The organism is Deinococcus misasensis DSM 22328, from assembly GCF_000745915.1.
Lineage (GTDB): Bacteria > Deinococcota > Deinococci > Deinococcales > Deinococcaceae > Deinococcus_C > Deinococcus_C misasensis.
In genome coordinates this window covers 24,739-50,177 of sequence record NZ_JQKG01000019.1, presented here as the reverse complement: position 1 = coordinate 50,177, position 25,439 = coordinate 24,739, and the positions used below count along the sequence as shown (strand labels likewise).

26 protein-coding genes are annotated in these 25,439 nt (G+C 54.3%); 11 read left to right on the top strand and 15 right to left on the bottom strand.

Annotated elements, in window-relative coordinates:
• Positions 1-5: 5 nt before the first annotated feature.
• The 7 genes from Q371_RS13665 to Q371_RS13635 all read left to right on the top strand — a co-directional run bounded on the left by Q371_RS13665 (position 6) and on the right by Q371_RS13635 (position 8,221).
• A complete protein-coding gene (locus Q371_RS13665) occupies positions 6-1,310 on the top strand; it encodes an ABC transporter permease subunit (protein WP_051964347.1) in 1,305 nt (434 codons plus the stop codon).
• Positions 1,310-2,098, top strand: a complete 789-nt coding sequence (locus Q371_RS13660; RefSeq protein WP_034341515.1) for an ABC transporter ATP-binding protein — start codon at positions 1,310-1,312, stop codon at positions 2,096-2,098. The genes Q371_RS13665 and Q371_RS13660 overlap by 1 nt, the downstream gene beginning before the upstream one ends.
• The gene (locus Q371_RS13655; protein ID WP_034341513.1) at positions 2,098-2,808 is read left to right on the top strand and encodes an ABC transporter ATP-binding protein; all 711 of its coding nucleotides are present in this window, start codon (positions 2,098-2,100) and stop codon (positions 2,806-2,808) included. The genes Q371_RS13660 and Q371_RS13655 overlap by 1 nt, the downstream gene beginning before the upstream one ends.
• Positions 2,809-3,044: 236 nt before the next feature.
• Positions 3,045-4,211 carry a branched-chain amino acid ABC transporter substrate-binding protein gene (locus Q371_RS13650; RefSeq protein ID WP_034341511.1) on the top strand — a complete coding sequence of 389 codons (1,167 nt, stop codon included), beginning with the start codon at positions 3,045-3,047 and terminating at the stop codon, positions 4,209-4,211.
• A gap of 346 nt (positions 4,212-4,557) precedes the next feature.
• Positions 4,558-6,141: an ABC transporter substrate-binding protein gene (locus Q371_RS13645; protein ID WP_034341508.1), complete on the top strand. Its 1,584-nt coding sequence runs from the start codon at positions 4,558-4,560 to the stop codon at positions 6,139-6,141.
• A gap of 87 nt (positions 6,142-6,228) precedes the next feature.
• Positions 6,229-7,257: an ABC transporter permease gene (locus Q371_RS13640; RefSeq protein ID WP_034341506.1), complete on the top strand. Its 1,029-nt coding sequence runs from the start codon at positions 6,229-6,231 to the stop codon at positions 7,255-7,257.
• Between the two features lie 7 nt (positions 7,258-7,264).
• Positions 7,265-8,221, top strand: a complete 957-nt coding sequence (locus Q371_RS13635; protein ID WP_034341504.1) for an ABC transporter permease — start codon at positions 7,265-7,267, stop codon at positions 8,219-8,221.
• A 170-nt stretch (positions 8,222-8,391) separates the two neighbouring features.
• Here the strand turns inward: Q371_RS13635 and Q371_RS13630 are convergent, their stop codons facing one another.
• From Q371_RS13630 to wrbA, 13 genes are all read right to left on the bottom strand, one after another.
• Positions 8,392-9,336, bottom strand: coding sequence for an oxidoreductase (locus Q371_RS13630; protein ID WP_034341501.1), 945 nt, complete (start codon positions 9,334-9,336; stop codon positions 8,392-8,394).
• 125 nt (positions 9,337-9,461) lie between these two features.
• Positions 9,462-10,058 carry a TetR/AcrR family transcriptional regulator gene (locus Q371_RS25780; protein WP_084571429.1) on the bottom strand — a complete coding sequence of 199 codons (597 nt, stop codon included), beginning with the start codon at positions 10,056-10,058 and terminating at the stop codon, positions 9,462-9,464.
• Between the two features lie 287 nt (positions 10,059-10,345).
• Positions 10,346-11,617: a VanW family protein gene (locus tag Q371_RS13620; RefSeq protein WP_051964340.1), complete on the bottom strand. Its 1,272-nt coding sequence runs from the start codon at positions 11,615-11,617 to the stop codon at positions 10,346-10,348.
• A 236-nt stretch (positions 11,618-11,853) separates the two neighbouring features.
• Entirely contained in the window at positions 11,854-12,165 is a 312-nt protein-coding gene (locus Q371_RS13615; protein WP_034341499.1) for an antibiotic biosynthesis monooxygenase family protein, read from the bottom strand.
• Between the two features lie 10 nt (positions 12,166-12,175).
• Entirely contained in the window at positions 12,176-12,748 is a 573-nt protein-coding gene (rdgB, locus tag Q371_RS13610) for an RdgB/HAM1 family non-canonical purine NTP pyrophosphatase (RefSeq protein ID WP_051964336.1), read from the bottom strand.
• A gap of 36 nt (positions 12,749-12,784) precedes the next feature.
• Positions 12,785-13,489, bottom strand: coding sequence for a ribonuclease PH (rph, locus tag Q371_RS13605; RefSeq protein WP_034341497.1), 705 nt, complete (start codon positions 13,487-13,489; stop codon positions 12,785-12,787).
• On the bottom strand, positions 13,482-14,330 hold the full coding sequence (murI, locus tag Q371_RS13600; RefSeq protein WP_051964380.1) for a glutamate racemase: 849 nt from the start codon (positions 14,328-14,330) through the stop codon (positions 13,482-13,484). Before murI ends, rph begins: the two co-directional genes overlap by 8 nt.
• A 102-nt stretch (positions 14,331-14,432) precedes the next feature.
• A complete protein-coding gene (locus tag Q371_RS13595; RefSeq protein ID WP_051964334.1) occupies positions 14,433-15,479 on the bottom strand; it encodes a 4Fe-4S binding protein in 1,047 nt (348 codons plus the stop codon).
• Positions 15,480-15,598: 119 nt separating this feature from the next.
• A complete protein-coding gene (locus tag Q371_RS13590; RefSeq protein WP_034341575.1) occupies positions 15,599-15,883 on the bottom strand; it encodes a YkgJ family cysteine cluster protein in 285 nt (94 codons plus the stop codon).
• A 20-nt stretch (positions 15,884-15,903) separates the two neighbouring features.
• On the bottom strand, positions 15,904-16,380 hold the full coding sequence (locus Q371_RS13585; RefSeq protein ID WP_051964331.1) for a GNAT family N-acetyltransferase: 477 nt from the start codon (positions 16,378-16,380) through the stop codon (positions 15,904-15,906).
• The gene (locus Q371_RS13580) at positions 16,374-16,856 is read right to left on the bottom strand and encodes a DinB family protein (protein ID WP_034341496.1); all 483 of its coding nucleotides are present in this window, start codon (positions 16,854-16,856) and stop codon (positions 16,374-16,376) included. Before Q371_RS13580 ends, Q371_RS13585 begins: the two co-directional genes overlap by 7 nt.
• Complete coding sequence (locus Q371_RS13575) at positions 16,856-17,941, bottom strand: GrpB family protein (protein ID WP_034341495.1); 1,086 nt, start codon at positions 17,939-17,941, stop codon at positions 16,856-16,858. Before Q371_RS13575 ends, Q371_RS13580 begins: the two co-directional genes overlap by 1 nt.
• A 558-nt stretch (positions 17,942-18,499) precedes the next feature.
• On the bottom strand, positions 18,500-19,147 hold the full coding sequence (gene wrbA / locus Q371_RS13570; RefSeq protein WP_051964328.1) for an NAD(P)H:quinone oxidoreductase: 648 nt from the start codon (positions 19,145-19,147) through the stop codon (positions 18,500-18,502).
• A 211-nt stretch (positions 19,148-19,358) separates the two neighbouring features.
• Between wrbA and Q371_RS13565 the strand changes: the two genes are divergently transcribed.
• Complete coding sequence (locus tag Q371_RS13565; RefSeq protein WP_034341493.1) at positions 19,359-19,916, top strand: DUF4384 domain-containing protein; 558 nt, start codon at positions 19,359-19,361, stop codon at positions 19,914-19,916.
• A 177-nt stretch (positions 19,917-20,093) separates the two neighbouring features.
• Positions 20,094-21,302: an aminotransferase-like domain-containing protein gene (locus Q371_RS13560; protein ID WP_034341490.1), complete on the top strand. Its 1,209-nt coding sequence runs from the start codon at positions 20,094-20,096 to the stop codon at positions 21,300-21,302.
• 61 nt (positions 21,303-21,363) lie between these two features.
• Here Q371_RS13560 and Q371_RS25775 read toward each other — a convergent pair whose 3' ends face one another.
• Positions 21,364-21,939 (bottom strand): TetR/AcrR family transcriptional regulator, encoded by a 576-nt coding sequence (locus Q371_RS25775; RefSeq protein WP_051964325.1) that lies wholly within the window; start codon positions 21,937-21,939, stop codon positions 21,364-21,366.
• A gap of 104 nt (positions 21,940-22,043) precedes the next feature.
• Between Q371_RS25775 and Q371_RS13550 the strand changes: the two genes are divergently transcribed.
• A complete protein-coding gene (locus Q371_RS13550) occupies positions 22,044-22,886 on the top strand; it encodes an N-acyl homoserine lactonase family protein (protein ID WP_034341489.1) in 843 nt (280 codons plus the stop codon).
• Between the two features lie 27 nt (positions 22,887-22,913).
• On the opposite strand, the gene Q371_RS13545 is transcribed toward Q371_RS13550, so the two are convergent.
• Positions 22,914-23,771 (bottom strand): alpha/beta fold hydrolase, encoded by an 858-nt coding sequence (locus Q371_RS13545; protein WP_169743850.1) that lies wholly within the window; start codon positions 23,769-23,771, stop codon positions 22,914-22,916.
• A 305-nt stretch (positions 23,772-24,076) separates the two neighbouring features.
• On the opposite strand from Q371_RS13545, the gene Q371_RS13540 reads away from it, so the two are divergent.
• Positions 24,077-25,372, top strand: coding sequence for an RNA-guided endonuclease InsQ/TnpB family protein (locus tag Q371_RS13540; RefSeq protein ID WP_034341486.1), 1,296 nt, complete (start codon positions 24,077-24,079; stop codon positions 25,370-25,372).
• Positions 25,373-25,439 lie beyond the last annotated feature (67 nt).

Below are 25,439 nucleotides of genomic sequence, written 5' to 3'. Positions count from 1 at the left end.
TGAGCATGACGCAAGCTGTCAAAAAACAAGGCATTCTGGACAATCCGCAGATCGCTTCTCTGATCGTGCTGATGTACACCGCCATCACCAGCACCCTGATGCTGACTGTGGCCACCCAGGTCAACAACCTCGCACAGGCCATGTTCTTTGCTGCCTTCCTGGGCACCGTGGTCCTGACTTTCAAAAGCAAAGCACACACCTGGGCCAAAATCCTCTCTCTGGCTCCAGCCCTGATGATCGTGATGCCCATCGTGGGCCTGCGCAACGAGTTCTTGCTGGAAGTGGTGCTCCAGATCGTGATTTACGCCGCTCTGGCACTGGGTCTCAACATTGTGGTGGGTCTGGCCGGTCTGCTGGACCTTGGATATGTGGCCTTCTTCGCAGTGGGCGCTTACACCTGGGGGATTTTTGGTTCTGCCCAGCTGGGACGCATCACCGGTGCAGGGGGCGAAGGTCTGGACGGCAACTGGTTCTGGCTCTTCCTTGCTCTGGCTGTGATTCTGGCCATTCTGGTGGGTGTTTTGATCGGTCTGCCCGTTTTGAAACTCAAAGGCGATTACCTTGCCATTGTGACACTCGGGCTGGGTGAAGTGATCCGCGTGTTCGCCAACAACCTGACCCCCATCACCAACGGACCCAACGGGGTGCTCGGGATCAACCCGCCCCACATCACCTGGTTCTCTGGCTTGCTGAGCCCCATCATTGACCGGTTCGGCCTGACAGAACCCCAGGTGTTCGCACTGTTCCTGTACTTCCTCGTGCTGGTGATCATCGGCATCATCATCCTGTTCAACCTGCGCCTCGACCAGAGCCACATTGGCCGCAACTGGATTGCCATCCGTGAAGACGAGATTGCTGCTCAGGCCATGGGTGTGCCTCTGGTCCGCACCAAGCTGATTGCCTTTGCCACTGGTGCAAGCTTTGCTGGGGTGATGGGTGCCGTGTTCGCCATCAAACAAACCGCTGTTTCTCCTGAAGATTTCACTTTCTTCCAGTCCATCGGTGTGCTGGTGATGGTGATTCTCGGGGGCATGGGCAGCATTCCCGGCGTGATTGTGGGAGCCATGGCCGTGACCTGGCTGCAACTGGACTTCCTGAAATCCCTCTCAGAGTACCTGCAGAGCCTGCCTGCTTTTCAGGGCAACAGCACCTTTGATCCCGCCAAATACGAGCGTCTGTTCTTCGGTTTGCTCTTGATCCTGATGATGCTGTTCCGTCCTCAAGGCCTGTTGCCTGCCGTTCGCAAGCACATCAAAATTCCTGATGCTGCCACAGTGGGAGCCGCCAAAACCAATCAGGGGGTCAAATAATGCTTCTGTCTGTCGAAAACCTCCGCAAGACCTTCGGGGGTCTGGTGGCCGTCAACGATGTGACTTTTCAGGTGCCAGAGCGCAGCATCATCAGCGTGATTGGACCGAACGGTGCCGGAAAAACCACCTTCTTCAACATGATCACTGGCATTTACCAGCCGGATCGCGGAACCATCAACCTTGCAGGGAAAGACCTTGTTGGCCTGAAACCCGATGAAGTGACGGTGGCAGGCATTGCCCGCACCTTCCAGAACATCCGTCTGTTCCCCAGCATGACCGCCGTGGAAAACATTCTGGTGGCCCGCAATGTGCGCATGAAAGTGGGCTTTCTGGACGCCCTGTTTCACACCCCCAATTTCAAGCGTCAGGAAAAAGAGGCTCTGGATGCTGCCCTGACCCTGCTGGACTTTGTGGGTCTGCGCCGCGCAGCCAACGAAGGGGCCACCGACCTGCCTTACGGGGACCAGCGCCGTCTGGAAATTGCCCGTGCTCTGGCCACCAACCCCAAATTGATCCTGCTCGACGAGCCCGCTGCAGGCATGAACCCCAGAGAAACCGAGGAGCTCAAAGACTTGATCCGCCGCATCCGTGACGATCTGGGTGTGACGGTGGTGCTCATCGAGCACGACATGCGTCTAGTGATGAGCATCAGCGAAAAAATCACCGTACTGGATTACGGCACCAAGATCGCAGAAGGCTTGCCCGAAACCATCCGCACCAACCCCAAAGTGCGCGAAGCCTACCTCGGGCGTGGACATGCAGCCGGTGAGAAAAGAGGAGGTGCCTGATGCTGCAACTCAGCAATGTGAACACGTTTTATGGCCAGATTCAGGCGCTCAAAGGCATCAGTCTGGAAGTGAATCAAGGCGAAATCGTGGCCCTGATCGGAGGCAACGGTGCAGGCAAAACCACCACCCTGCGCTCCATCTCTGGCATGGTCAAAGTCAAATCCGGTGACATTCTGCTGGAAGGCAAGAAAATCAACGGCATTCCCAGCAACGAACTGACCGCCAAAGGCATGGCCCACGTTCCCGAGGGACGCCGCATTTTCCCTCGCCTGACCGTGATGGAGAACCTGGAGATGGGTGCATATCTGGTCAACGACAAGAAATTGATCGCCCAGAGAATGCAGCGTGGCTTCGAGTTCTTTCCCCGTCTAGCAGAACGCAAAACCCAACTGGGAGGTACCCTCTCCGGGGGCGAGCAGCAAATGCTGGCTGTGGCCCGTGCCCTGATGATCGAACCGAAAATCCTGCTGCTGGATGAACCCAGCATGGGTCTGAGCCCGCTTTTCGTGGAAGCCATCTTCGACATCATCCTGAAGCTGAACACCGAACTGAAAACCACCATCTTGCTGGTGGAGCAAAACGCCAGCATGGCTCTGGACATTGCCCACCGTGCTTACGTGCTCAGAACCGGCGAGATCATCCTCTCTGGAAAAGCAGAAGAGATTGCCAACAATGACAGCGTCAAAGAAGCATATCTCGGTGAAGCTTAAAGTTTAAACCGCCTTTTTAATAGTTGGATCCATGGAAGATCAAGAGACCTTGAGGGGTCTTTTGGTCTTCCATGACGTTTTATTCATACAAGTGCTTTTTTCATCAAAACCGTGTTTTATCTCATGGTTTATGGTTTGACAAAATACAAGTGAAGGGGTAGCATGATCGCAGCTTGCATAAAACAGCAGTGTCCCATCCCGCCAGCGGGATTGGGAGTTCCACAGGAGGAAAAGGTATGCGTGCAAAAGTTTTAGGTGTAGCTGTACTTGCAGGTCTGGCCCTCGGCAGTGCCAACGCTGCCACGGTTGTCAAAATTGCCACCCTCAGCCCCCTCTCAGGACCTGTGGCCAACATCGGTGAACAGATCAACCTGGGCACCAAACTTGCTGTTGATGCCAAGAAGAAGATGTTCCTGGACAAGTACGGCATCGATCTGCAAGTGAGCAGCAACGATGACCAGGCCACCGCCTCCGTGGGTGTGGCTGCCTCCAAGAAGATCGCCACTGACAAGCGCGTGCTGGCCATTGTGGGAACCCTGAACTCCAGCGTGGTGACCCCTGTCTCCGAAGCTGTGAAGTCCTACAACCTGGCCATCGTCTCCCCTGCCAACACTGCCACCACCGTGACCGACCGTGGTTTGCCCAACATGAACCGCATTTGCGCCCGTGACGATGCTCAAGGTGCCGCCGGTGCAGACTACATGGTGAAAAACCTGAAAGTCAAAACCGTGTATGTGGTTCACGACAAGACCACCTACGGTGAAGGTCTTGCCACCGAAGTGAAAAAAGGCCTGGAAGCCCAGGGTGTGCGTGTGGTCTTCGAAGGCACCGATGAGAAGAGCAACTTCGCTCCTCTGGTGACCAAAGTGCAAGCCATCAACCCTGACGCTGTGTATTACGGCGGTCTGGCCTCCACCGGTGGTGCCCTGTTCGTCAAGCAACTGCGTGACTCTGGTGTGAAAGCTGCATACATGGGCGGCGACGGTCTGGACGACAGCGAACTGCAAAAACAAGCTGGTGACGCTGCCAAAGGTGTGCTGTTCACCACTGCTGCAGCTTCCGTGGATGTGGTCCCTGCTGCAAAAGCCCTTGAAGCCAACTTCAAGAAAACCTTCAACAAAGAAATGCTCGGCTACGGTCTGATGTCCTACGATGCAGCCAACGTGGTGCTTGCCGCCATCGAGAAAGCCATCAAAGACAACAAACTGAAAAAAGGCGTGGCCCCCACCCGTGCACAGGTGATGAAAGCCATCCGTGCAGTGAAAGTGGAAACCCTTTCCGGCACCGTGGAGTTCAACAGCGTGGGTGACCGCAAAGCAGGCTACCTGTACGTCACCAAAGTTCAGGATGACCTGAGCACCAAGGTGATCGGCAGCGTGCCTGTCAAAGCCCCCAAGAAGTAAACCTGAACCCTGAAAGCGCAGCTTCTGCTGCGCTTTTTTGTTCGCCTCAGTTGGCACCAAAGCACCAGAGCCAACCAGAGCCCTGCATTCCAGAACGGTCATGGATGGAGAACATTTTTATGCAATGTTATTCAGTTGCGTGACCTTCATTTGCAAGGAGAATTTTCGATTTTTCCTTACAAATTTTACAATGTATGCAGGATACACGCTGTTTTTCTTCGACGAACACGAGAAAAAGCCACTTTTATGCATTTAAGCAAAAAAGCGGAACAGTTGACAAGTTTAAGTTCTCTGGTTAGGCTGTACGCAAACGTGAATAAACCCTACGTTTCTTGAAGGAGGATGTATGAAGCGAATCGCCATTTCTGCTGCTCTCGCCCTCTCCAGCGCTGCTTTTGCCGCTGGTGGGACCCTGGTTTATGGTTCGGGCGGTCAGCCAGTCAGCCTCGAATCCGGCAACATCACCGACGGCAACAGCATCATTGTGCAACGCCAGATTTACGACACCCTGGTTGATTTCGCTGATGGCAGCACCAAAGCCATTCCCGGTCTTGCCACCCGCTGGTCCTCCAACAAAACTGCCACCGAATGGACCTTCACCCTCCGCAAAGGCGTGAAATTCCACGACGGCAGCCCTTTCAACGCCGATGCGGTGATCTTCAACGTCAACCGCTGGTGGGATCCCAAGTTTGAATTTGGTTACCGCGACAGCGGCAAAACCTACGAAATCTGGGGCCAACTCATGGGCGGCTACAAAGGCGAAGCAGCCAGCTTCCTGAAGAGCGTCACCAAGGTCAATGACTACGCTGTGAAGTTCACCCTGACCAGCCCTGTGACCGTCTTCCCTGACCTGATCGGCTCTGGCTACTTTGGCATTGCCAGCCCCAAAGCCATCCGCGAACAGGGCGCCAAATATGGTACCCCTGCTTCCAAGCCTGTCGGAACCGGTCCTTTCACCTTTGACAGCTGGAAAACCGGTGACCGCATCGTGGTCAAAGCCAACAAAGACTACTGGTCCGACAAAGCCAACGTGGACGAAGTGGTCTTCCGCTTCATCACCGACCGCAACCAGCGCCTGAACGAGTTGCGTGCCGGAACCATCGACTTCACCTCTGATCTCGATCCTCAGGCCGCAAAAGGCCTCAAGAACGACGCCAAAGTGGACGCTGTTCTGAAACCCTCCTTCAACGTGGGCTTCATCAGCCTGAACGTGCGCAACGAGTACCTCAAAAACGTGAAGGTGCGTCAGGCCATTGCCATGGCCTTCGACAAGAAAGCCATTGTGCAAGAGTTCTGGGGCGACCTCGGTGTGTCCAACGCCAGCTTCCTGCCCCCCGTCATGAACTGGGCCAACAGCAAGAAAGTGCCTGCCGACTACAAGTACGATCCTGCTGCTGCCAAGAAACTGCTGGCAGAAGCTGGCTACCCCAACGGATTCAGCATGGACTTCTGGTACATGCCCGTCTCCCGTCCTTACTTCCCCAACCCCAAAGACATCGCTGAGGCCATTGCTGCAGAACTCTCGGGCATCGGCATCAAGGTCAACCTGAAGACCAAAGACTGGGCCCAGTACCTGCAAGACCGCAACACTGCTCCCTTCTTCGATGTGTACATGATCGGCTGGACCGGTGACTACGGCGACCCTGACAACTTCTACAGCGCTTACTACGGCCCGAGCGCCAGCGATGACTCTGGTTACAACCCCAAAGAACTCGCTGACCTGCTGGAGCAAGGCAAAGCTGCCAAAGGACAGGCTGCCAAAGCCCGCGTCTACAGCAAAATCCACGAAATCACCTACAACGCTTACGTGCGCATTCCTGTGGTGCACAGCCAGCCTCTGGCCGGCAAAGCCAAGTACGTGAAAGGCTGGGTCCCCAGTCCCCTCGGCTCTGAAGCCTTCAACAAAATCACCATCGACGGCAAAAAGTAACCTTTAAGGCCGCAACAACATCTATGTAGGACTGTTGATAGGGACATGGTGTGAAGCTGTGTCCCTGTTGCTGTGTAAGGAGCACCTTTGACTGCTTATATCTTCCGAAGACTGTTCAGAATGTTCACCGTGCTGATCGGGGTGACCATTGTGGTGTTCGGTTTCGTGCGACTGATTCCCGGTGATCCCGCCGTGGTGATGCTGGGAGAACGGGCCAACCCTCAAGTGGTGGAAGCCTTCCGAGAAAGGCTGGGCCTGAACAAACCCATCTTCATCAACACCCAGAATCCGCTGGACACCCAGTTTTTCCGCTTCATGGGACAGGTGTCCAAAGGGGACCTTGGGCAAGGCATCAAGAGCCAGATTCCAGTGGCCGATGAACTGAAATCCCGTTTCCCTGCCACTGTGGAATTGTCTCTGGGGGCCATGCTGTTTGCCTTGTTGATCGGACTTCCTGCGGGCATCATCGCAGCGCTGAACCGCAACAAGCCACTGGACAACATCGCCATGACCATCAGCCTGATTGGGGTCAGCATGCCTGTGTTCTGGCTGGGCCTGATTCTGGTGTTTTTCTTCTCGGTGCAACTGGGTTGGCTTCCCCCGAGTGGTCGTCTGGACCCCAGCATCAACTTTGACAGCATCACCGGCATGAACCTGATTGACAGCCTGCTGCATGGTCGTCTGGATGGTTTCGGCAGCACCCTCACCCACCTGATTTTGCCGTCCATTGCTCTGGGCACCATTCCAATGGCGATCATCGCCCGCATCACCCGTTCCAGCATGCTGGAGGTCCTCAGTCAGGATTACGTGCGCACTGCCACCGCAAAGGGTCTTGAACACCGCAAAGTAGTACTCAAACACGCCCTGCGCAATGCTTTGCTCCCTGTGGTGACCGTGATTGGTCTACAAGTCGGCTTGCTGCTGGGCGGAGCCATCCTGACCGAAACCATTTTCTCGTGGCCCGGCATCGGTTCATGGCTGGCACAGGGCATCTTCGAGCGTGACTATCCCGTGATTCAGGGAGGCATCATCTTCGGTGCTCTGGTGATTTCTGTGGTGAACCTGCTGGTGGATGTCAGTTACGCCTACCTCGACCCCAGGATCCATTACTCGTGAGGCACACATGACTGCAGTCACCAACACAACCCCACCCAAAAAAGCCCAGAGCGTGTTCTGGAAACGTTTTAAGAAGTCCAGCCCCGGCAAAGTCGGTGCTGTGGTGGTGCTCATCTGGGTTTTGATCGCCCTGATTGGACCCATCCTGAAGCCCTACGATCCCACCACCGACCGTTCCTTCCGGGACCGCCAGCAACCCCCAAGCATCATGGCCCTGTGGGACACCGAACTGAAGGAAAAACTCACCGATGAAAACGGCAAGGTGAATTACTTCAAGCATCCGTTTGGCACCGACAACCTCGGGCGTGATGTGGCGGTGCGGGTGCTGCACGGCTCACGCATCTCTTTGCAAATCGGTCTGGCCGCCACCGTGCTGGCCATGCTGGTGGGAAGCCTGCTCGGGATCATCTCGGGTTACTTTGGCAAGTGGGTGGACAACACCATCGGATGGTTCACCGACATTTTGCTGGCCTTTCCGGGCATTTTGCTCGCCATTGCGGTCTCAGCCATCCGTCCGCCAGACATCAGCGCCACAGCAGCCCTGTACCTGACCATGGTGGCGGTGTCGGTGGTGCAAATTCCGGTGTACGTCCGTCTGGCACGGGGTGTGGTCATCGGCATCAAAGAGCGCGAGTTCATTCAGGCAGCCACCGCTCTGGGAGCCCCCACCAACCAGATCATTTTCAAACATGTGCTGCCCAACAGCCTGACCCCCCTGATTGTGCAAGGGAGCCTTTCGATTGCCACCGCCACCCTTGAAGCTGCCGCTCTGGGCTTCCTTGGTCTGGGTGCACAGCCTCCCTTCCCCGAGTGGGGCACCATGATTGCAGACTCCAAGGACCTGTACCAGAGTGCCCCCTGGACCATGATTTTTCCCGGTCTGGCCATCCTGACCTGGGTGCTGGGTTTCAACCTGCTGGGAGATGGTCTGCGCGACGTGCTGGACCCCAGAAGCAACCACTGATGTTCAACTGGCCAAGCTTTGATCAAACAGTTGATCAAACAAACGAGCGGGTTCTCTCGGCTCAGAAGTGAACAGTTCACAGTAGACAGCGAAAAGAAATGGGTCAGGCCACCCACTGACCAAAACAACAAGAAGCGCAGAGGAGAACACCCTCTGCGCTTTTTTGATGCTCATCTGCCAACCGGAACCCGGAACGAATACTGGACCCGGGTCAGGTCTTCAGAGATGGTCCAGAGGGTTCTTGCAGATTGCAGGTCGTACGCTCTGGGATTGGCTTTGACTGGCACTGGATGTCCCTTGGTGTCTTTGTGGGGTCCGATGTATTCCCCACCCCGAATGGTGTCTGAGGTGGCTGCAAACAGGGTGGGCAGTGCCCCTTGATCGGCAGGTTGAGCAAACAGACGGTTGGCGAGTTGGTTGAGTTGCATCATGAAGCTGGAACCACTCATTTTGGGTGCTACATATTGCAAGTTGGTGGCAGCCCATCCGGGATGGCAACTGACCGCCAGAGTGCTGCTCTGGGCCATTTTGAGTTGCCGTTGCAATTCCAGCGTGAACAGCAAGTTGGCGAGTTTGCTCTGGCCATATGCGGGCCAAGGAGAGTATCTTTTTTGACCCATCAGGTCCCTGAAATTCATGCGTCCAATCACATGGGCACGGCTGCTGACGTTCACAATTCTGGAATGGGGTGTAGAGAGGAGCACAGGCATCAGAAGCCCTGTCAGGGCAAAGTGCCCGAGGTGGTTGGTCCCGAGTTGCATCTCGAAACCATCTCTGGTGGTGCGTCTGGGGATGGCCATGATGCCTGCATTGTTGATCAGCACGTCCAGTTTGCGGTGTTTTTGCATGAACATCTGGGCAAAGGCTTGAATGCTTTTCAGGTCTGCAAGGTCCAGAGGCATGACTTGCAACTCAGCTTGTGGATGTTGTTTGCGGAGGTTGGCTGCCACCTCTTCTCCGGCTTGCGTGTTGCGTACAGCCAGCACAACGGTTGCATTTCTTGCAGCCAGAACTTTGACGGCTTCCAGCCCAATTCCGCTGTTGGCTCCGGTCACAATGAAGGTTTTGTTCTGTTGAGAAGGCATCTGATGGATGGTCCAGGGTTGTTGGCTCATGGTGTTCCTCGGGTGGAGTGGGTTTGCGAAGGGTCAAGCAAGCATTATAGATCGAACATTCATTCTAGTTGAAGCACAAAAAAGGGTGTGTGTTGTAAAACCATTCCCATTTCAATCTGCAAAACTCAGGATTCAGAAACGGCAAGCCAGCAAGCATCTGCAATCTGTTCCAGTTGTTGCTGGTCCAGACTGAGGCTTCCGGTCAGGTGTTCGGTGCGGGCCACCCGGGCAGCCACACCCAGAGACATCTCCCACAACACTTCAAGTGGCAAAGCCTTGAGGCGACCTTCAGGACCAGAGAAAATGTCCAGCATCTGGTTCAAAGCATCCTCTGCCTCTTTGATTTCTCCATGTTTCTGAAAATAAGGAGAGTTTTCAAACTGCTCCAGAAAGAGGGTCTCTTTGGGATGGTCCCGATGGTACTGGTAACCATTCAGCCAGATTTGCCGGAACGCCTGCGCAGGTGGCAACTGCTCTGGATGGTGTTGGACCAGAGCGCGGCTGTAAGAGAGTTTGACTTCGGTGTAAAGGGCATGGATCATCTCGTCTTTGTTTTCGAAGTAGTGGTAGATGATGCCTGCACTGGCTCTGGAACGCTGGGTGATCATGGACATGGGTGTATCGTGAAATCCCCTTTCGGCAATGAGTTCCAGTACAGCCTGTAAAATGGCCGCTCGCCTGTCCTGTGAAGTGGTTTTGGGGGTTGGGCGGGTCTGAGGCATAACAGTACTATACTGCCCTCTCTGGAAACTGAAGCTGGAGCGAAATCAACATTCGATTAGATCGAACGTTCATTCTAGTTTTAGCATGGAAAGGACAGGAATGCAAGAGGAGAAAGCCACGAGTCCTGTAGGGGATACGTGTGCGTGGCCTTGAGGCCGAGAGCCAAGAGCCGAGGGCCAAGAAAGAAGCTTTGAGGGCGCAGCACGCTGCGCCCCTACAGATCCCATTGACCATGTTTTTTGCGTCTTACACGACGCCTTTGGATCTGGGCTCTCGGCCCTCAGCCTTACTCCTTGGCCCGAGGATCCTCTGGGTGCACCGCAAAAATGTTCCCCCAGGGCTTGTAAATGCTCTTGATGGAGTCCTTTTTGACCTCTCCGTTGTCATACTTCACGGTGCGGTCAATCACCACCGTCACGCCCTTCTGGGCACTGTCGATCTGGCGGATGCCTCCTCTGGGCACACTGGCATCTGCAACGTACTGGGGTCCAGCAGGAGGCTTGACGTTGGAGATCTGGGATTTGCCGACCTCCACCTTGCGGTCAGGTTTGGGGCCGAACAGGTCAAAACGCAGGGTTTGTTTGGCTGTGTCCCATTTGGCCTGAATGAACAGGTTGGTTCCGGTGTCGTTCTTGAATTTGAGGTTTTTCACCGGGCTGTAAACGGTGGCCTCATAACCCACAGGGTCGTAGTAGTGCACCCAGTAAGAGTGGTAATGCCGCTCGGTGATGGGCAGACCCGATTCGTAAGCAGCACGGAAAATGGTGGTGGACACCTGACAGATGCCTCCTCCGTCCTCCATCCCGAGTTTGTCGCCCAGAATCACATAACCGGGCACAAAACCATTGGCTTTGCTGATGTCCCCAACGGTTTTGTTGAAGTCAAACTCCTTGCCTGCCTCGATGTACTGCTCGTTGATTTTGGAGGCCCCATTGACGATGTTGGTGACCCGGAAACTCGGGCTTCCTTTGAAACTGGACTCCCCTCCTCCGAAGTGGTACAGGATGCCCTGATCGGCAAACTTCTGCACCGAACGTTTGGGAGAGGTGCGCTCGACCACCAGTTCACTGCTGGGCTTGTCGGACATGATGGCATCCAGCAGTTTTTCTTCGGTGGCTTTTTCATCCACCTTCCAGCCCGATTGCTGTTCGGCCCACCAGTTGCCTTCCTTGTTGGAAAACAGGGCTTCTTTGGGCCCTCGGGCATTGAGTTGCTTGTACACTTTTTCCAGATCCGGGCGCAGGTTGCTGGAGATCTTTTTGTATTTCTCAGAGCGCTCGATCAGGTTGTTGTCCAGTTTGAAAGACTTCACAATCACAAAGTTTTCCAGCTTCCCAGAGCGAATCCGGTACTCGTTGACTTTCAGGATCAGCTTGAAGTCCAGTTTGGGTTCGGGCTTCTGGGCCTCTGGTTTTTCGGTTTCACCAGAGGGTTTTTGTTCTTCCTGCTGGGTTTGGGGCTCTGGTTCGGAGGCATCGTTCTGGGCCAGAGCAGAGGTGAGGGAAGCCAGCAAAACCAGCACAGGAAGGGAAGCTTTTTGCAATGGGGTGTGTTTCATGTGAACCTTTCAGATGGAGGGCAGGTGTTCTGACATGGGCAGCACCTTTTTTGAAGGTGTTGCTCGGGTTGCTTTAAATTGTAAACTCGGGAATTCCCTGAGTCTCCGATTTTCTCACAATTGTGGCTCCATCTTATCTTTATCTCATTTTCATGTTTGTGACCACCATCAGATCCCATCAAAAAAGGCGAGGTGCCTCCTCGCCTTGACTGCATTGCTGGTTGAAACTGTAAACCTCACTCCAGAGAGTCCAGAATCACTTCATGGACTTCCAACTGGTTGGGGCCAGAGAACGCCTCTCTGGGCAGGGTGCCACTGCGGGCATGTCCCTGTTTGAAGGCTTCCGATTCCGTCCAAGCCTTGAAGGCCTCCTGACTTTCCCAGAGGGTCAAAACCACATAAGGATCGCCGGGTTTGGCGGGTTTCAGCACCATGTTTCGAAGGAAACCAGGCATCTGGTCCACCTGACGGGCACGGTTTTTGAAACGCTCCTCGAATTGCTCTGCGTACTCGGGGTGGACAAAAATGCGGTTGGCAACAGTGATCATGGTCAACTCCTCAAGGGTGGGCAGCGATCAGGGCTTTCAAAGCCCGGCCCCGGTGCGAAATCGCATGTTTTTCTTCAGGGGTCAGTTCGGCCATGGTGCAACCGTAATCGGGCACAAAAAAGACTGGATCGTAACCAAAACCGCCCGAGCCTCTGGGTTCACGGGTGATGTAACCCTCCACTTCGCCCCGGTAAAACTCGTCCGTGCCGTCTGGATGAGAGACCACCACCACGCTCACAAATTTGGCTTTGCGGTGGGTGTTGGCTCCAAGGTTCTTCAGGAGGAGTTCATAACGGGCCTGATCGCTGGGCAGATCGCCACCATAACGGGCACTGTACACACCGGGTTCATTCCCAAGGGCTTCCACTTCAAGGCCAGAATCGTCTGCCAGAGCAGCAATCCCTGTGGCGTTGCAGATGGCTCTGGATTTGAGCAGGGCGTTCCCCTCGTAGGTGGTTTCGGTTTCCTCTGGCATCTCCAGTTGAAAATCTTTGAGGCTGAGGGCTTCCCAGCCCAGAGGGGCAATGGCCAGACCGATTTCCTTGACTTTGCCGGGGTTTCCGGTGGCAATGATCACTTTCATGCAGGGCACCTCACGGTTTTTGTTTCCAGTTGTTCTTTACAGTTGTTCTTTGACGATTTTCACGATGTCCTGCACGCTCAGGACACCAATTTCCACCATCTCAGCAAATTTGTTTTTGTCGATGGGGTCTTTCTCGGTGCCACCTTGCACTTCGATCAGTTGACCGCTGCCTGTGGCGATGATGTTCAGGTCTGCCTCGGCTTTGACATCTTCCTGATAGTCGAGGTCCACGCGGATTTCGCCATCCACCATGCCCACACTGATGGCCCCAATTTCATGGGTGAGCGCCCAGTCGGTGATTTTCCCCGAGTTGAACAGCCGTTCGGTCAGGTCATGCAAAGCCACGTAACCCCCAATGATGGACGCCACACGGGTGCCTCCATCGGCCTGAATCACATCGGCATCAATGATGATGGTCTGGTCACGGAAAGCCCCGAGGTCCACGCAGGAACGGAATGCCCGGCCCATCAGACGCTGGATTTCCTGTGTGCGTCCACCGTTGGCGACCCGCTCTCTGGAAATGCGCTCGTGGGTGGCTCTGGGCAGCAGGTTGTACTCGGCCATCAGCCAGCCCTGTTTGGTGCCTTTCACGTGGAAGGGCACTTTCTTTTCGAGGGTGGCGGTGACCAGCACCTTGGTGTGGCCCATTTCGATCAGGCAACTGCCCTCGGCATAACGGTTCACTTTGCGGGAAATTTTCAGGGGACGCAATTCCAGCGTGCCACGGGACGTTCTAGGCATGTTCTTCCTTCCTTGGGGTTGCGCGGTGCACAACCATGGGTTCACCCCAGAGGGTCTGGACAATCGGGGCGACAGCGTTGGGTTCTCCAGTGGTGAAGACCGTGACTTTTCCCGTGGTGCCTTCAGACAGCAGTTGTTTTTCGGTCAGGACCCGGCGGGTCTGTTTTGCCACAGCAAATCCAGAGTCCAGCAAAGTCAAATTCGGATACAGGAGGCCCAGAGCCTCCTTCAAAAACAGGTAATGGGTGCACCCCAGCACCAGATGGTCCATCCCAGCATCGATGAGGGGCTGCAAGGTTTGCTGCAACACCTCCCGGGTGTATGGGGTGTTCAATTGGGCAGATTCCACCAGAGGGACCAACTCGGGATGGGTGGCCTTGAGCACCGTCACGTTCCGTGGCTGTGCAAACTGCTCGATCACCTCTTGGAGCAAACGCCCCCTCAAAGTCCCTTCGGTGGCCAGCACGCCCACCGTTCCGGTCCGGGTGCGTTCCACAGCAGGTTTGACCGCAGGAACCAGACCCACCACCGGAAAATCCGGCCCGGCATCTTCACGCAGCGTTTGCAGGGCTGCTGCAGATGCCGTGTTGCAAGGCACCACCAGCGATTTCACCCCTTGATCCTGCAAAAAATGCATGACGTTCAGGGAAAGCCGCTGAATTTCAGCATCCGACTTCTGACCGTAAGGGCAGTTGAGGGTGTCCGCCAGATAAATGAAGTGCTCCTCTGGAAGCAGGCGCACCAGTTCTTTGAGGACCGACAGCCCACCCATCCCCGAGTCAAAAACCCCGATGGGGGCCTTCTGGAGGGCAGGTTGGGACTGGTTTTGCTCGTTTGGCATCACCCAAAGATTGTACAGCATCAAAAGGCTTTTTCTGTGGAAAACCAGAGGCACAGATGCAAAGGCACAATGCGCCTCTGGCATAAGCATTTCTGGCTGCTGCTATTCTTCCTGTCCGGTGCTGGTGCCCTCTTCCTCCAGAGGTTCATCGAACCAGTTGGGCCCCTGTGCCTGTTCTTTCAGGACCACCACTTCTGACAGGGTCGAAAAAGGGCGGTGGGTTTGCTCGAACATGGCTTCCTGAGGGCAACTGGGAATGCAGGCTCCACATCCGGTGCAGGAAGCCACCTCCAGCAGAATGCGGAAATCCCCCTCTGGAGTGATCTCCCGCTTGATGGCTTCGGTGGGGCACACGTTCATGCAGACCGGGCAGAAGTTGCACTCATCGTTGACCTGAGGGGTCACCCAGTAGACTTCGGTGTCTGGGGCAGGGCTGGGTTTCAGGGCTTTTTTGCGCCAGATCCAATCGGTGGGGATGCGTTCTCTGGGGTCCGACCAGTCTACGAACGGCAAAGGCTGCTCTGGGATGAGGTCTGCCACCACCTGTTTGGCGGTCCCGAGCAGGCTTCCCATGATGCCCCGCCTGCTCACGATGGCCCCTTTGTTTTCTGCAGTGGCGTTCTGCCCTTGTTGCAGGTTGACTTTGAGGGGCTGCCCGGTGGCTTCCCGGTACTGGTCCGCTTTGTCCACGACATCCATCAGGTGGCGCAGGACCTCTGGACCCCCAACCGGACAACTGGCACAATCTCCATGAAGCAAGGTGACTTCTTTGTTCCACGCTCCAGCAGCCACCAGAGAAGCCGGGGTCACTCTGGCAAGGCACTTGAGGGTCGGATGGGGCGTGCTGAGCTGCGAGCAGGCCAGTGTGGATTCTGCACCCTGCTGTTTGTGGATGGCGTGCATGGTGCTCTCGATGTCAAATTCCAGAGCACCCGAGGGACACACCTGCGTGCACAGACCGCATCCAGTGCAGTTCACTTCGCTGATGGTGACGGTGTTGCCCGACAGGTCAATGGCATTGTGGGGGCACACATCCTGACATTTCGAGCATCCACCCACCGCATAGCGGGTGAGCAAGCAACGTTCAGGGGTGAACCGTGGGGTGGGGTTGGTGAGTTTCAAGAAGGAGTTGAACAGCCCGCCGAGCATATGTTGTCAGCTTACTACGTCTGGATGAGGGGAAAGGTGATGCAAAAGCAAAAAGCTGAAGGCAGAAGGCCAAGGCCCTCTTAAGGCTCCAGCATAAACATTTCTGCCTTCTGCCTTTTTCATCCCAACCCGTAAATCTCCAGAAACCTCTGGATGCGCTTTTCCAATGTGGGCAGAGGGGCCACTTCACCGCACACCCAGTCGGGCTGGTAATTGCGACACACCAGAGGGCGTTCCTGATAGATGCTGCACAGGCAATCGGCCTGAAGGTGCTTGCAGGGCACACCCAGAGGTTTCTGCAAGGTGCTGATGTCCGGCGCAGAACAGCAAGCCCCACAAGCGGTGCACTCCCGATGAAACATGCTTCTGGGAGGATGCTCTGGTGGGGGGTCAAAACGGTTCATGACCATTTACGCATGGACCATCAAATGATCAGTCGCTCCATGCAAATCACCATGGGATCATCTGCGTAAGGACCATATTTGGGCACCCTGCTGTAGCCATGCTCTTCAAAGAAGTGCTGGGCTGCGGTGTGGTTGAGGTCCACTTCTGCGCGCAGGGTGACATAACCCCTTCTGGAAGCGGTCTGTTCGGCTTCCCTGAGCAGGGCTGTGGCCACCTGACGCCAGCGGTACTCGGGGTTGACGAGCAACAAACGCAGTTGGGCAATGGTATCGGTTTGTTCAAAAGGGAATTTGCGGTAACCCACGCAACCCACCACCCGACCTTCAACGTAAGCCAGAAAAAAGTCCGATCCTGCCTTCAAAAAAGCATACAAACTGCCCGTGGTGAGGGTTTCATTGACGGTGTAGGCTGCGTTGGGCTCTGGGGACAGTTGGTGAATCAGGTCCTCTGCTCCGATGGACATGGGATCCGAAGAACGCACGGAAACCGTCACCATGTCAGGCCCTCCCCTGCTGCGGGCCACTCGGGGTCGATCATGCGACGAAGCAAAACCACCTGTCCCCAGTGGTATGCATTGTGCAGAAGGTAAACCTCCAGACGGGCTCCCACCGTTTCATGGTCTTGCAGAACCCGTTCGGATTCTTCCAGAGCATACCTGCGCAACTGTTCCAGATTGCTTAGGGTGCGGGTTTTCAGGAGTTCCCAGCCCTCTGGGTCCACTGCAGGCCAGCTTTCTGAGGCATGTTCTACGGTTTTGCTTTCCACACCACTCAGTTCATCCAGAATGTGGTTTTGCCAGAAGTCGATGTGGGCAACCACCTCTGCTGCACTGTGAGGTGCACCCAGAGGCTTCTGGCAAGCCACAGGGGCAGAAAGGTCCAACAGTATTTTTTCAGGATTCAAAAAAGACCCGCCGCCCATGAAGCCATCGGCGAGCAGTTGGGGGGTGGCCCCTCGTGTCAAATCGCTCATCAGCCCTCCAGAAGTGCGAAAGCTTGCCATGGATGGTCCGCAGGCAGTTTGGACAGCAACCAATCGCGCTGGTCTGCTGTCAGACGGGGAAAAGTCTGTTCGGCATCTTCCCAGTCTTTGGTTCGAATTCCTGCTGAACTTCCGCTCTTATACAGTAACACCACCTCGGGTGAGAGGTAAGGCAAACCCTGTCTGCAGTGCTTGATCACGACAGAGCAGCGAACGGTCGGATTTCTGCGGTAGGTCCACTGTTCGGCATCTCTGTCGTTCAAAAGCAAGTCCAGGGTGGGGTGTGCAGGATGCATGGCATGCACTTGATGGTCGGGAAGCATGATGTCTTCGGCAGGGTCCCACGAAAAGAACTGGCCTTGATGGATGCGTTCAAGGGTCCAGCCTTTTTCCTGAAAATACCGCTGGAGGATGTGCTGCTCATCCCGGTAAACAAACAGGTCAAGGTCTTCATGGTGGCGCACCGCATGGCCCCTCTGGATGGCCAGAGCCCAACCTCCGGCCACTGCCCACTCAAACGGGGCATCCTGCAAAACCTTTTGCAGCCTCTTGACAGGCCCGAGGCTTTTTTCCCATTGGATGGCTTCTTCCAAAAGCTCATGCACGATGGCGCCTTTGGACAGGGTGTAAGAAGGTCGGTCATTGGGGTACAGGGCTGCAAGGTGCAATTTCACTTGCTCGTAGCGTCTGGCAGCCTCTGGAAAAGCCCGCAGGTAATCCCGAAAAAGCACATGTTCCCACCAGAACCCCTGATCGTTGTCCATTTCAACCACATGAACATGATGGGTTCGGGGTTCACGCTTGAAGAAAAGCCGTCCGGGAACACCCATTTCTCCCATGAATTCGTAGCCCAGATCTGCAAAAACCTCAATGGCCTCTGGGGTGAGGGGCCGGGTGATGCCCACCATGATGTCGATGATGTTTTTGGCCCGGATGGGTTGGATGGCGGTCGAACCGATGTGCTCGATGAGCAAAGGTCCGGTCACTGGAAACAGTTCTTTCAGCAGCAATCGGCGTTCCTGCTGGTATTTCTGGTTCCAGAGGGGATCGTGTGCCACCAGTTCAATCTCAGGCATGCTCGGGTTATAGCACATCCCAGCGCAGAAAAGTTGTCATTTGGTCACGACAAAGTCAGCTAAGGGAAAAGGCTTACCCGTTGCTGAGTGCAATCCGTGGTCTGCACCAGCGTTGTTTCAGGTCAATGAAGTTGTACATCCTCTTTGGCATGGTTTTGTTCACAATCTTCTGCTTGTGCATGTTGTGATGCATTGAACATCAGACGGTTGCCTCTTTTTCCTGCAAAACAACTGGACGCTTTCAATCCACATGCATCGTTCCATCATTTTTTTCTCATGTCTTTGTGATTCTTTCATGAAGTGCTAAAGTACAGAAGACTTCAAAGGAGTGTGCGAAGTTGAACCCCACCCGCCAATAGGGTGGGGTGAATTGCAAATGGCTTTCACCATGTCATGAAAACCTTTATTTATATCCATTCCCGATATATCAAGGCTTGACCAGTGGTGGATGTGATCGATTTGACCTGTCTTTCTGAAAAATGATTTCAGGTTTTCAAATGTTTTGCAGGGTGATGCCAACAGGCCCGAGAACCCCAGTGCAAACCAACTTGTGCACAATCAATCCCGGGCTTTTTCCTCTTGCATGGCTTGACGTCCCAACAAACAACATCGCGTCACTTCCAGCAATCTGCGGGTCTGGTGAACAATGGCCTGTTTGCTTGCATCATCCACACCCTGCCCTGTGGCTGTCACACTGGTGCCATAAGGGTTGCCCCCTGCAGCAAAAATGCTCTGATCGGTGTATCCCGGAGGCACAAGGATGGTGCCCCAATGCATCAAGGTGATGTACATGGTTTGCAAGGTGGTTTCCTGCCCTCCATTGGGGTTTTGAGCACTGGTCATGACACTGACGGTTTTGTTGGCCAGTTTTCCACTGCCCCAGAGCGGTCCTGTCGTGTCAATGAAAGCCCGCATCTGACTGGCCGCTCCACCATAACGGGTGGGGGTGCTGAACAGCAAGGCATCTGCCCACTCCAGATCGGGCAAGGTGACCTCCGGGATGTCACGGGTCTGGTCGATCAGGGCACGCCATTCTGGACGGCTGTTGATGGCCTGCTCAGGTGCAGTTTCTGGGACTTTCAGGAGCCGAACTTCTGCGTTCAGCTCTCTGGCAGCTTCAGCAGCAATGGAAGCCATTGTGTGGTTGGTGCCTGTAGAGCTGTAATAAATCACGGCGATTTTGGGTTGAATGGTCTGCTGGTTCATTTTTGCCTCCAGCTTGATGATAAGAATCCAGCTTTCTTCACATGGCAAGATTTTTTACCTTGTCACAAACATCACCAGAGACATCAGGAAACTCTATGAAAATCAAGTAAAGGAATTTTAAAGGCGTCTCTAAAGAAAAACCTAAAATTCCATAAAGAAATCGGCTCTCATTTATCATCCCCAGATTTCGTCCAACCGATACTTTGAATGCATGCAAAGACACATTCTCGTCCTGCCCCTTTTGCTGCTTTCCGTCGCTCTGGCCAAACCCCAGATCAGCCCCCAGAGGATCATCGTGAACCCTCTGCCCACCGACCTTTATGTGAATGTCTGGCTGGACAAAGGGGGCAATACCCCCGGTTATTATCCAGGCGAAAACATTCGCATTTTCACCCGGGTCAATCAGGATGCTTACGTGTACCTCTTCAATGTGGATGCCGATGGGCACATCGATTTGATCTTGCCCAACAATTACGACAACGGAGACAACTTTGTGCAGGCCAACACCACCAAAGTGTTTCCAGACCGCAACGATCCCTTTGAATATGAAATTGCTGCTCCATACGGCATCAACAAGGTGCTGGCCGTGGCCAGCCGTGAACCCCTGAACCTGCGTTCTCTGGCCCGTTTCACCGATGAAAACGAATACTTCGCCACCATCACCATTGAAGGGGAATGGAACTTCGCCCGCAAGCTCTCCATCATCATTCAGCCTTTGCCCCAGAGGGACTGGGTGACAGACACCGCCCGTTACAACGTCAGATACTGAGTGAAGCACAGCGTGAAACACTGAAGCCCAGCACACCCGAAAGGGTGAACAGAAGGTGTACATTGACCTGCACGGGTTGGTGCACCTTCTGTTTTTATGGGTCACCTGCCTGAAAATGCATGACGCTTTTACGCAGTCCAACGAAAAAAGCGTCACAAAAGTTTTATACTGGACCGTATGACCGCTTCACTTGTCCAGTGGGACCACCTGTTTGCCGATCGCGCCAAGCGCATCACCTCTTCGACCATCCGTGAGCTTTTGAAACTCACCCAGCAACCGGACATCATCTCCTTTGCTGGTGGCCTTCCTGCCCCAGAGCTTTTTCCTGTGCAGGAAGTGGCAGCAGCCACCCAGAAAGTGCTGACCGAACAGGGGGCACAATCGTTGCAGTACAGCACCACCGAAGGGCATGCTCCCCTGCGCAAATGGATTGCTGCACAACAGGGCAACATCAATCCGGACAACATCCTGCTGGTGAGTGGTTCCCAGCAAGGTCTGGACCTGCTGGGCAAAATCCTGATCAACCCCGGCGACCTGATCGGCGTGGAAACCCCCACCTATCTGGGTGCCCTGCAAGCATTCAGCCCTTACGAGCCCGAGTACGTCAGCATCCCCACCGATGATGAAGGCATCGACACCACCGCTCTGGAAGAACTGCTGAAGCAGAAAAACCTGAAATTCATTTACGCCATCCCCAACTTCCAGAACCCCACCGGACGCACCATGTCTCTGGAGCGCCGCAAAAAACTCGTGGAAATCACCGGCAAACATGGCGTGCTGTTGCTGGAAGATGACCCTTACGGCAAATTGCGTTTCCGTGGCGATTTCCCACCCAGCCTGTTCTCTCTGGGTCTGGAATACGCTGGCGGCGATGAAAGCCAGAACCACGTGATCTACATGAGCACCTTCTCCAAAACCCTCACGCCCGGTCTGCGTGTGGCATGGGTGTCTGCCAATCCCACCATCAACAAAAAACTGGTGCAGGCCAAGCAAGGGGCAGACCTGCACACCCCCACCCTCAACCAGATGATTGTCTTTGAATTGGTCCACGAAGTGCTGGCCAAACAAACCGAACTGGTGCGCAAAGTGTACGGCGAACGGGCCAACCTGATGAAAGCCGCTCTGGAAAAACACCTCCCAGAGGGGGTCTCTTTCACCGATCCCGAGGGGGGCATGTTTTTGTGGCTCACCCTTCCCGAGCACCTCAAATCCACCGAACTGCTCAAGCAGGCCGTGGAATACAAGGTGGCTTTCGTGCCCGGAACCCCTTTCTTCGCTCTGGGCGGCGGAGAAAACACCATGCGCCTGAGCTACTCCTGCGCCAATGCAGAGCAGATCGAACGGGGCATCTCCAGCCTCGGAGAAGTGCTCAAAAAGAACCTGTAAACATCAAAATTCCACAGGGGGCCTGAAGGGCCCTCTTTTTTGTTGTCCGAAATTTTGCTGCTCAGTCCTGGCAAATGGACAGGGTCTGAAAAACCGGAAAAATGGCCTTTTGTTTCAACAGGAGGGTGGCCTGCTCCGCGGTCAAAGCGTTTTCTTCAGTCAGCCACCACTGCAAGACCCCGAGAATGCCTCCAGCCAAAAATTCTGCCACCATTCTGGGATGGGTGGCATGGGGCACACTGACCTTCATGCGGTTTTCAAAAAAATCTGCGATGTAATTGCGAATGGATTGTCCCACCTGCATGGCACTGGGCACATCCAGTGCTGTCCTGAACAGGGTCTTTTCCTGCCCAGCAAGTTCGAACAGAGCAGTCAGCATGGGATTGGGCTCTTCTGGAAGATCGGATCCACTGTTGGGAAAACGGTCTCTCAGGGCTTCCAGAGGGGCCTTCAAACTTTGCCACAACAGATCGTGCTTGTCTTTGTAATGCAAGTAAAAAGTGGCCCTCCCCATGTTGGCTTCTCGGGTCAGGTCCTGCACAGCAATGCTTTCATAGCCTTGCTTTTCAATGAGCTGGATCAAAGTGGTTTTCAGCAGGTCTCGGGTGCGCTGGATGCGACGGTCTTCGGTCTTCACTGCCCTCAGTATAACCTGTGTTGCCAAATCGCCATTGACATTACTGGACAACAGACACATAATAGACATATGTCTAATATTTTACTTGTGTCCAAAGGAGCCACATGAAGGTCTGGGGCATCAATTCGGTCAACGCACAGTTGAAAAAAAGCTGGTTTGCTTCTCCCAAAGAGGGGCTTTCTCGGGTTTTACAGGTGATGCAGGATGCACAATGGCATGAATTGTCTCCCATGCTGAGCTGGGTCATTGAACATCCCAGAGCAGGGATCATTCTGGTGGATGCCGGAGAAAAACCGCAGGCCATGGACCTGAGCAGGTATCCTCTGGCCCCTCGCATGATCACCCGCAACATGATCCGGTTTCCCGAAAATTTTCAGTCTCCCCTGCCCGAGCAATTGAAGCAAATGGGCATCCAGGCCTCAGACGTGGAACACATCATCGTCACCCACTTGCATCAGGACCATGTGGGACACCTCAGCAGTTTTCCCAAAGCCAAAGTCTGGGTTTCCAGAGCAGAGTTTGAAGCCACCCAGAAACCTTTTGCCCACATGAAGGGATATTGGCCTTCCATGTTCCCTGAAGGCTTCAAACCCGACCTGATCGATTACAGAGACGGAACCTTCCACCATTTCGAGGCCAGCAAAGCCCTGTTTGAAGACCTCTGGATTGTTCCCACTCCGGGCCACTCACCCGGTCACCAGTCCGTCATTGTGAAAAGCCAGGACAGGTTTCTGGTGCTGGCAGGTGATGTGACTCCAGCCCTGCAATACCTGACTTTGGATGCTGTGGACATGATTTCAGCCATGGCTGATCCCCAGCAGGCCCGGCAGAGCAAACAGAAAATGGTGCGCTTCATGCAGGAACAAAACGCCCTTTATCTTCCTTCACATTGCCCTACAGCCATGGACCGCTTGCATGCTTTCCAAACACAAAAAACCCTCGCCTGAGTGCGAGGGTTTTGCAGGCAAATCAGATCACCAGGCGTTTTGGAACAGAAACCCGAGGAATTGAGGGTAAAACTCTCTGGGCACTTCGATCCAGGGGAAGTGTGCGCAGTTGTCCTGCAAAACAAATTTTCCGCCGGTTTTTTCAGCGATGCTCTTCCCCACTTCGTAAGGAAGGGGGTCCAGCAGACCGTGGGCCACATACACCGGAATGTTGCTCAGTTCTCCGAGGCGATCGGTGATGTTGAAGCCACTGTCAATCAGGTTCTGGTTGAACACTTCAGAAGTCTGAACATTCACAAAAGACTTCTGGGGGACCATGTCCACAATCTTGTTGGCCGTGCGGCGGTCAAACACCACGCGGTACAGGAAAGTGACGAGGCCTTCGGTGAAATCTCCGTTGCCTGCTTTCCAGTCGGCAAGGATTTCTTTGTCCAAACGGTTCAAACGGGCGTTGGCTTCCCGGTCAAAATCTGCCAGATAGGCCATGTCGGTGCCTGCGGGATCCAGCAGGGCAATAGATTTGACAAAGTGAGGGTACTTCAGGGCATAAGCCAGAGCAATCTGGGCACCGCTGGAGTGGGCCACAAAAGAGAACTTGTCCCAGCCGTATTTCTGGCGCAGGTTTTCCACGTCCTGAACATGGGCATCCAGAGAGAGGTTCTCGGGGGTGGGGTCTACAACGTTGGTACCGGTCCCACGCAGGTCGGGGAGGACGGCCATGTACTGAAGTTCCAATTCTCTGGCGAGTGGTTCCATGTAATCGGCTGAAAAACCCGGGCCGCCAGAAAGCAGCAGCACAGGACTTCCTGCACCATATACGCGGACTTTGGCTTCTGCTTTGGGAGTTTCTTGTCCATCGTCCACTACCATCACGTCATCATTCATGAAAGGAAACCTCCTCAGCTCCTTGTTGATTTTGTGCTTCTCGAAAGCTTCCTCAGCATATCGTATTTTCATCACAGAAGTGGCACAAAGGGAACTGAAACAGAGGGCAGAAAGCAGAAAGCAGAAGGCAAAAACAAGCCCAACAGGACAAGACCCACCCTGTTTTGTCTGGAACCTTCTTGGCATTCATCTTGCGGCCTTGGAGACGCACGACTTCAGTCGAGGGAGGAAACGACCGCACCGTAGGGGCAGTTGAAGCGGAAACCTCTTGTTGTTTTACGTTCATAGCTGATACACTCCTGCTTATGAAGTTGACCATCAGCGCCAAGCTCAAGTTGAGGCACAATCCCCAGCAGAAAGCCGCTCTGGATGCCGTGACTCTGGCTTACCGTGATGCGCTCAACTTCGCCTCCAAAAAGGCCTTTGAGATGGACAAAACCAGTTCTCAACCCAAATTACACAAGGAAACTTATCCTGTCATTCGTGAGCGCTTCGGACTGGGTTCTCAACTGGCCTGTACGGTGGAAAAACAAGTGGCAGCAACTTTTAAGACCCAATGGACCAAACTCAAGCAAAACCTCAAAGCCAGAGAAGCAGGCCAAACCAAACGCCGCTACAAAGGTCTGGACGCCCCTCCTAAGTTTGTTTCTCGCACTCTGGAATACCAGTACGGACGGGATTACTCTTGGAAGGAAAACCAAAAGGTCAGTGTGGGTACCCTGAACGGACGACTGGTTCTGGAGTACGAAGGCTACCAGAAACATCTGGACTTGATTTCTCAAGGGGTTGAAACGGGTGCCGCCAAGCTTTACTACCAAAAGTCCAAGAAGCAGTATTACTTGATCGTGGCTTTGAACCTTGAACTTCCTGACCCCCGACCCACCGACCATCCTACGGTGGTGGGTGTAGATGTCGGTCAGAGGTATCACTTTGTCGCCCAGAGCAACACGGGGGGGACGTTGTTCCAAGCGGGAGGTCAGGCCCGCCACACCAAAGATCATTTTGCTCATGCAAGAAAAACCCTCCAACGCAAAGGCACTCGTTCCGCCACTCGCCGTTTGGTGAGTTTGTCGGGAAGAGAAAGACGGTTTATTGCGAATTGGAACCACTCGCTGTCCAAAAGGTTGCTGCATCGCTTCCCCAAGTCTTTGATCGGACTTGAGGACTTGACCCACATCAGAGAACGCACAGAGGGGAGAAGCCATCCCAAAGCCACCCAGAAAGTGAAAGCGTCCAAGCGTCGCCGGAGCCAATGGAGCTTTGCGGAATTGCAAGCCTTCTTGAGTTACAAAGCGCCTCTGATGGGCTGCATGACCACCAGAGTCCATGCCCATCACACGTCTCAGTGCTGCCCGAAGTGTGGTCATTGTTCGAAAGGGAACAGGCCGAATGCAGGGCTGATGATGATGTGTGAAGTGTGTGGGTTTCAATTGCATGCAGACCTCGCGGCAGCCAGAAACATCAACTTGAGAACGTTACTCGTCCGGCAAGACTGGATGGGTACGGGTGCCTTGTCAGTGCGCCCTGATGTGTCGTACCGGGAAGTCAAAGCCGTTTACTCGGAACTGAGATGGAGTACAGACACAAGCCTGCGACTTTAGTCGCGGGTCATTGACCTTTTCGTTTCTGAAAATGAACTTTCAAAAATCGGTGTTTGGACCTCGGGAC

Excerpts from the sequence above, each read along its gene's own strand:
- rph (WP_034341497.1), bottom strand. The coding sequence starts at position 13,489 with ATGCCTAGAACGTCCCGTGGCACGCTGGAATTGCGTCCCCTGAAAATT.
- Q371_RS13545 (WP_169743850.1), bottom strand. The coding sequence starts at position 23,771 with ATGAATGATGACGTGATGGTAGTGGACGATGGACAAGAAACTCCCAAA.
- Q371_RS13660 (WP_034341515.1), top strand. The coding sequence starts at position 1,310 with ATGCTTCTGTCTGTCGAAAACCTCCGCAAGACCTTCGGGGGTCTGGTG.
- Q371_RS13560 (WP_034341490.1), top strand. The coding sequence starts at position 20,094 with ATGACCGCTTCACTTGTCCAGTGGGACCACCTGTTTGCCGATCGCGCC.
- murI (WP_051964380.1), bottom strand. The coding sequence starts at position 14,330 with ATGCCAAACGAGCAAAACCAGTCCCAACCTGCCCTCCAGAAGGCCCCC.
- Q371_RS13575 (WP_034341495.1), bottom strand. The coding sequence starts at position 17,941 with ATGCCTGAGATTGAACTGGTGGCACACGATCCCCTCTGGAACCAGAAA.
- Q371_RS13620 (WP_051964340.1), bottom strand. The coding sequence starts at position 11,617 with ATGAAACACACCCCATTGCAAAAAGCTTCCCTTCCTGTGCTGGTTTTG.
- Q371_RS13645 (WP_034341508.1), top strand. The coding sequence starts at position 4,558 with ATGAAGCGAATCGCCATTTCTGCTGCTCTCGCCCTCTCCAGCGCTGCT.
- Q371_RS25780 (WP_084571429.1), bottom strand. The coding sequence starts at position 10,058 with ATGCCTCAGACCCGCCCAACCCCCAAAACCACTTCACAGGACAGGCGA.
- Q371_RS13595 (WP_051964334.1), bottom strand. The coding sequence starts at position 15,479 with ATGCTCGGCGGGCTGTTCAACTCCTTCTTGAAACTCACCAACCCCACC.
- wrbA (WP_051964328.1), bottom strand. The coding sequence starts at position 19,147 with ATGAACCAGCAGACCATTCAACCCAAAATCGCCGTGATTTATTACAGC.
- Q371_RS13665 (WP_051964347.1), top strand. The coding sequence starts at position 6 with ATGACGCAAGCTGTCAAAAAACAAGGCATTCTGGACAATCCGCAGATC.
- Q371_RS13565 (WP_034341493.1), top strand. The coding sequence starts at position 19,359 with ATGCAAAGACACATTCTCGTCCTGCCCCTTTTGCTGCTTTCCGTCGCT.
- Q371_RS13630 (WP_034341501.1), bottom strand. The coding sequence starts at position 9,336 with ATGAGCCAACAACCCTGGACCATCCATCAGATGCCTTCTCAACAGAAC.
- rdgB (WP_051964336.1), bottom strand. The coding sequence starts at position 12,748 with ATGAAAGTGATCATTGCCACCGGAAACCCCGGCAAAGTCAAGGAAATC.
- Q371_RS13580 (WP_034341496.1), bottom strand. The coding sequence starts at position 16,856 with ATGAGCGATTTGACACGAGGGGCCACCCCCCAACTGCTCGCCGATGGC.
- Q371_RS13590 (WP_034341575.1), bottom strand. The coding sequence starts at position 15,883 with ATGAACCGTTTTGACCCCCCACCAGAGCATCCTCCCAGAAGCATGTTT.
- Q371_RS13550 (WP_034341489.1), top strand. The coding sequence starts at position 22,044 with ATGAAGGTCTGGGGCATCAATTCGGTCAACGCACAGTTGAAAAAAAGC.
- Q371_RS13540 (WP_034341486.1), top strand. The coding sequence starts at position 24,077 with ATGAAGTTGACCATCAGCGCCAAGCTCAAGTTGAGGCACAATCCCCAG.
- Q371_RS13650 (WP_034341511.1), top strand. The coding sequence starts at position 3,045 with ATGCGTGCAAAAGTTTTAGGTGTAGCTGTACTTGCAGGTCTGGCCCTC.
- Q371_RS13635 (WP_034341504.1), top strand. The coding sequence starts at position 7,265 with ATGACTGCAGTCACCAACACAACCCCACCCAAAAAAGCCCAGAGCGTG.
- Q371_RS13585 (WP_051964331.1), bottom strand. The coding sequence starts at position 16,380 with ATGGTGACGGTTTCCGTGCGTTCTTCGGATCCCATGTCCATCGGAGCA.
- Q371_RS13615 (WP_034341499.1), bottom strand. The coding sequence starts at position 12,165 with ATGATCACTGTTGCCAACCGCATTTTTGTCCACCCCGAGTACGCAGAG.
- Q371_RS13655 (WP_034341513.1), top strand. The coding sequence starts at position 2,098 with ATGCTGCAACTCAGCAATGTGAACACGTTTTATGGCCAGATTCAGGCG.